The 5021-nt window shown below is 44.5% G+C and carries 6 protein-coding genes, 1 tRNA gene and 1 pseudogene; 3 read left to right on the top strand and 5 right to left on the bottom strand.

Features of this window, described 5'->3' with window-relative positions; all coding sequences use genetic code 11:
• Positions 1 to 103: 103 nt before the first annotated feature.
• Positions 104 to 1267 (top strand): restriction endonuclease, encoded by a 1164-nt coding sequence (locus JKK62_RS07195; RefSeq protein ID WP_243411785.1) that lies wholly within the window; start codon positions 104 to 106, stop codon positions 1265 to 1267.
• A gap of 306 nt (positions 1268 to 1573) precedes the next feature.
• Here the strand turns inward: JKK62_RS07195 and JKK62_RS07190 are convergent.
• From JKK62_RS07190 to JKK62_RS07175, 4 genes are all read right to left on the bottom strand, one after another.
• Positions 1574 to 1677 (bottom strand) — tRNA-OTHER (locus JKK62_RS07190).
• Between the two features lie 158 nt (positions 1678 to 1835).
• A complete protein-coding gene (locus JKK62_RS07185; protein ID WP_092969323.1) occupies positions 1836 to 2423 on the bottom strand; it encodes a hypothetical protein in 588 nt (195 codons plus the stop codon).
• Positions 2424 to 2517: 94 nt separating this feature from the next.
• Entirely contained in the window at positions 2518 to 2730 is a 213-nt protein-coding gene (locus JKK62_RS07180) for an antitoxin VbhA family protein (RefSeq protein ID WP_092969326.1), read from the bottom strand.
• Positions 2727 to 2912, bottom strand: coding sequence for an antitoxin VbhA family protein (locus tag JKK62_RS07175; RefSeq protein ID WP_092969329.1), 186 nt, complete (start codon positions 2910 to 2912; stop codon positions 2727 to 2729). The genes JKK62_RS07180 and JKK62_RS07175 overlap by 4 nt, the downstream gene beginning before the upstream one ends.
• Before the next feature lie 163 nt (positions 2913 to 3075).
• On the opposite strand from JKK62_RS07175, the gene JKK62_RS07170 reads away from it, so the two are divergent.
• The gene (locus tag JKK62_RS07170) at positions 3076 to 4044 is read left to right on the top strand and encodes a Fic family protein (protein WP_243411784.1); all 969 of its coding nucleotides are present in this window, start codon (positions 3076 to 3078) and stop codon (positions 4042 to 4044) included.
• 2 nt (positions 4045 to 4046) lie between these two features.
• Positions 4047 to 4472, top strand: a complete 426-nt coding sequence (locus JKK62_RS07165) for a four helix bundle protein (protein ID WP_201427329.1) — start codon at positions 4047 to 4049, stop codon at positions 4470 to 4472.
• A 54-nt stretch (positions 4473 to 4526) separates the two neighbouring features.
• On the opposite strand, the pseudogene JKK62_RS07160 reads toward JKK62_RS07165, so the two are convergent.
• Positions 4527 to 5021: pseudogene (locus JKK62_RS07160) on the bottom strand (metallophosphatase); the annotation flags it as partial.

Raw genomic sequence — 5021 nt, 5'->3', positions numbered from 1 at the left:
AACGACTGATTTTCCCACAAAGGGCGAAGCAGGCTGACCGTATAGCCAACCTGCAAATGAATACTTTAAGGGCAAGTATGTTCAAGTGGACGGCGAGCCGGTTATGATTGAAGCTGCTGCCGCCAATGACATAGAATTCTATTTGATTCAAAACGGTTATGTGGATATGAGCCGCAAGGTGACAGATAAGTACCGCGCTGATGTGAAGCTTAACACGCTTGCGCCGCTGCCTTTGGATTTGCAGCCTATGGCAGATGGTATTCACCAACTTATACAGGCAGTCTATGATGACAGCGTGCTGGAAGATATGTTCATCAACGGACGCGAAACGAAAGTGAAAGACAATCCGCTGAACGACAACTTTTATAAGAAAGAATTCCAGGCGTTGTGGAAGGAGATCAATCACAAGTACGCATATCAGGTAGACTTTGACAGCGACGAGTTGATTCGCAAAGCAATCAAGCATATTGATGAGAAACTGTTCGTTTCCGAGTTGCAATATACCGCGACTATCGGAAGCCAGAAATCGGAAATAAACCAATATGAAATCGAGCGCGGCGCATCTTTTGGCTCCGTCAAGTCAAGCACAAAATCACTGCGTCATACTGAGGTCAGCCAAGTCAAATATGATTTGATCGGCAAAATCGCAAAGGGAACCGTTCTTACCCGCAAAACCGTTGCGACAATCCTCAAGGGTATCCGCGAGGATAAGCTCTATATGTACAAAAACAATCCCGAGGAATTCATCAAGAAAGTTACTCGTTTGATCAATGAAGAAAAGGCGACCATGATTGTGGAGCACGTTTCCTATAATACGATTGCGGGCGAATATGACAGCGATATTTTCACGGCGGAAAAGAATACGCAGGGCTTTGATAAGGCGTATAAAGCAGAAAAGGCGATCCAGGATTACATTTTTACCGACGGCACTGCCGACAAGAGTATAGAGCGCAGATTTGCTGAGGATTTAGATTCTGCCAACGAAGTTTGTGTTTATGCCAAGCTGCCAAAGGGGTTCCACATTCCGACGCCAGTTGGAAATTATTCTCCTGACTGGGCGATCGCTTTTTACGAGGGAACGGTTAAGCATATTTTCTTTGTTGCAGAAACAAAAGGAACAATGGAAAGCTTGAATCTCCGACCAATCGAACAGGCAAAAATTTCATGTGCAAAGAAGCTGTTTAATGAAATGTCAACAAGCAAGGTGAAGTATCACGACGTAGATAGTTATCAGAGCTTGCTTGATGTGATGAAGACATTGAAATAAATGTATAAAAATGCGACGCTAAACAAAGATAACACAAAACTCCGCAGTACCTGAAATGGTGTTGCGGAGAAGATTTTTTGAGAAAACTGAGAAAATAACGTCTAAAACCCGCAGATAATTGCTGCTATTTTGATGCTATACCGGACGGAAACGTTGGATTTGTTACCGCCGGATGCACTTTTGCTGCTCATTTAAAGCATCAAAAAGGCATTTTTAGACCGCGCGCCGTGAGATTTTCAAGTGAGAATAGCAAAAAGAAAAGTCCGAAAAATGGCTTGCGTAAGCCATTTCTCGGACTTTTGAATTTGGCAGGGGCAGAAGGACTTGAACCCTCGGCACGCGGTTTTGGAGGCAATGTAGAGAGCCTGAAAAGCGCATGGATATGCCGATTTTGAGCCGTTTTTGCCCCTGCGAAAAGATTATTGATGATATTTTGATGCTATTGGTTATTCTGCAAAAGAATTTTGGCGAATACAGGGCAAGAGCGATGCTCTGAGTCTACACCAATGGCAACCATAGAAATCAAAATTTGCGACGCCTAATCAAAGATAAGCGATTTCAAAAAAACTCAGTTCAAAAATCTGACGGATAGTTCTTGAACGGCTAACGTGGGACCTTGATCATAGGATTCCTTCGGATACTCGCGTTCAAGCCTTTCCGCTTCTTTTATCAAAAACTCTATCATGCTGACATTTCCGCGAAAGCCTAATACCAAACAAAGCATAGATTTCAAATATTCGCTTTTGAAAAGCTGATAATTATCTAATATCCAGTCACAGCAATTGGTTTTGCAGTGCAGGAAAAACTTGACTGTGTTTTCAATAAAAACATCCTGTCTGTTTGTTAGCGCTCGTTTTTGTATGAGGGGCAGCGTCTCTTCTTCCGTTTCAAGTGCCTTTTGTACTAATTCAAATCTGTTTCCTATAAGTGCCTCTTTTCGCATGAGCTTTACAATATCCTCAGCCGTTTTTGCTTCTGCTATCATTTGCAAATTTGCTGCTTTTTCCGGTTCTTTTCCGGGAACCGTTTTTGCCACAAATTCATTCATTTTTTCTTCGATGTCTTTGTATAAATACATTGAGTATTCAAACTTTGCCGCAGAATATTCCTGGTTGCGGTGTGCTTTTAAGAATCGTTTTACTTCTTGTTTTGTCATGCAAATTTCCTCGCGTCACAATACATTATGTCCGTAGATTTTCCAAACAGTGTTTGGAAAATCTGCTCATAACGGTTATTCTCCCTCTACATACTCATGCGGAGTTGGATTGTAGTTCTTCGTTTTGCTCATATATAATCCGTTTGCATAAAGAAAGCAAAACGTCAGTTAATTGATCGTCGGATATTTTGCCGTCAATCCATTGGCAGATAATTTCATTTGTTTCATCGGGAGTCGGAACGCCTTCAATGCTGTTAATCGCCTTTGCAATCTTGACAGCTCCCAGGCGTTTTTCTTCATTTTTCATGTTGCTTTCGCCTTATATTTCTTAGCAAGTTCAGCTTTAACCTGTTCTATCGTCAATTCGCCGTTAACCCATTGTGAGGACAGGTGCTTCGTTTCTTCTGATACAGGAACGCCCTCGATGCTGTTAATAGCGTATGCGGTCTTTTCCGCGCGTTTGCGTTTAGCAATTTCTGTTGCGGTCATAGAAAGCGACCTCCTCTTTTGATTTATTGTACTCAATCTACGTTGAATAGTCAAGTCAAAACAAAAGACGGTTTCTGTTTCATCTCTCATTTTTTAAAGCAAAAATGAGAGATGAATTGATTTTTGAGAGATGAAGTGATATACTAATGGCGGAGGGATGGCTATGCAGAAATATCCGTTTCAAATCAATACGAGAATACTTCGGCTGACGGCTGAAATATCCGAGCTGGTCGGTTCGATGGCAACGCTGACGGAAGCCGCGCGTTCGCCGCAGTTGAGAAGAAGCAACCGCATCAAGACCATTTATTCCTCGCTTGCGATCGAGCAGAACACGCTGAGCTTGGAGCAGGTTACGGCAGTTGTGTCGGGCAAGCGTGTATTGGCGCCGCCGAAGGACATCGCGGAGGTGCAGAACGCCTTTGAGATATATGATAGGCTTGATGAGCTGAATCCGTATTCGATAGACGACCTGCTGACAGCACACGCCGTTATGGTAAGAGGTCTGCGCGACGATGCGGGAGAGTTCCGTTCACGACCGGTCGGTGTGGTGGATTCTCAGGGCAATATCTTGCATTTCGGCACCTTGCCCGCCTATGTTCCGCAGTTGGTTGAAGAATTGCTGGACTGGACAGAGAATGACGAAACCCCTCTGCTGATCAAGAGCTGCGTGTTTCACTATGAGTTTGAGCTGATACATCCCTTTTCCGACGGCAACGGACGTATCGGCAGGCTATGGCACACGCTGTTGCTTTCAAAATGGAATCCGCTCTTTGCGTGGGTGCCGGTGGAGTCGATCATCCACGACCGTCAGAGCGAGTATTATCAGGCAATCAACAACGCGAATAACGCCGCCGACTCTACCTGTTTCATAGAGTTTATGCTGTCGGCGATCAAGGATGCACTTTTAGAAGTTACCGCTCAACCTTCAGAAGTAAAGCCGAAAGCCGAAACCCGAGAGCAGGCGATCCTCGACTATCTCTCGAAGCATGGAGAAATCGCCAACAACGACGTCCGCAAGCTGCTGTCCGTCTCCGCAGCCACCGCCAACCGTGTGTTGAACGGCATGGCTGAAAAAGGGATGATCATCCGCTTCCGAAAAGGCAAATCGTGGGCGTATCGAAAGAAGGGGTAAACATGGCAGATTTAGTGGCTTTTTCCGAGCTGTCTTTGCAGTTGGTTTTCAAAGTCAGACAGTTGAAAAAACATTTGCCGAACGATACTGTCAATCAGGTTTTGACCGACGGATTGAACGAATCGGCATTATATTTAGAGCGGTATTCCAATGAAGCGCTGAACGCTAAAACCGAGCGCAAGACGGTGGAAGAATTGCGCCATGCATATCAGAAAACAGGCTCTGTCAGATATTACATCGAGTTTTTAAAGGAAATAAAAGCTATCCCCGAATTCGTTGCGGATGATTTGCTCTCGGATTGTGAGGCGATCAAGGAAACGCTCGAACCGATTATGGAGGAATACCGCGGCAAGTATGGCTTTCATTCTTCATGGGATGACGACAATCATAACAGCTTCAGTTCATCATGGGATGATGACGATTGGTAAATAGAATATAAGAATACAAAAAGCAGCTCTGAAAACAGGGCTGCTGATTTTATTTCAAATAATCCTCACAATCTGGTCATAGAGCAAGATGAACTTGCCTATGATTTTCCTGTCATCGTGGTAGTGACCGAAAAACCAGTTTTTGAAGTTCAAACGCTGTGCCAAGTCCTCGAAATACATGGTTAGTTTATCTGGTTGCGTATAACCGCCCATGAGCCATGAAACGATCGACTGCGGCGCACAGTGTGAGATGACATAATCTACCTGATAATCAACCTTTGCAAGATTGTTTTCCGCGTTTTGGATTTCCTCGTCGGAAGGCAGCTCCTCAGCCCACCAAGAAACGTGGTTGATTCGGAAAACCCTGCGCTGCTTTCTCCATTTGCGGACAGTTTCCTTGAATTGCTCCTGCGTGTCAAAATCCTCCCAAGAGAGAATACCGTCGTCGATATCGTGTGACCTCGCTCCGCCAAAGGCAAGGAATTTCTTTCCTTCAAAATCAAAGATTTCTCCGCGCATGAGGTGGTAAACGCTGTCGTTGATCTTGTG

Source organism: Ruminococcus difficilis (assembly GCF_016680995.1).
The sequence above is the reverse complement of the archived record's forward strand: the minus strand, read 5'-3'. Positions and strand labels throughout refer to the sequence as shown.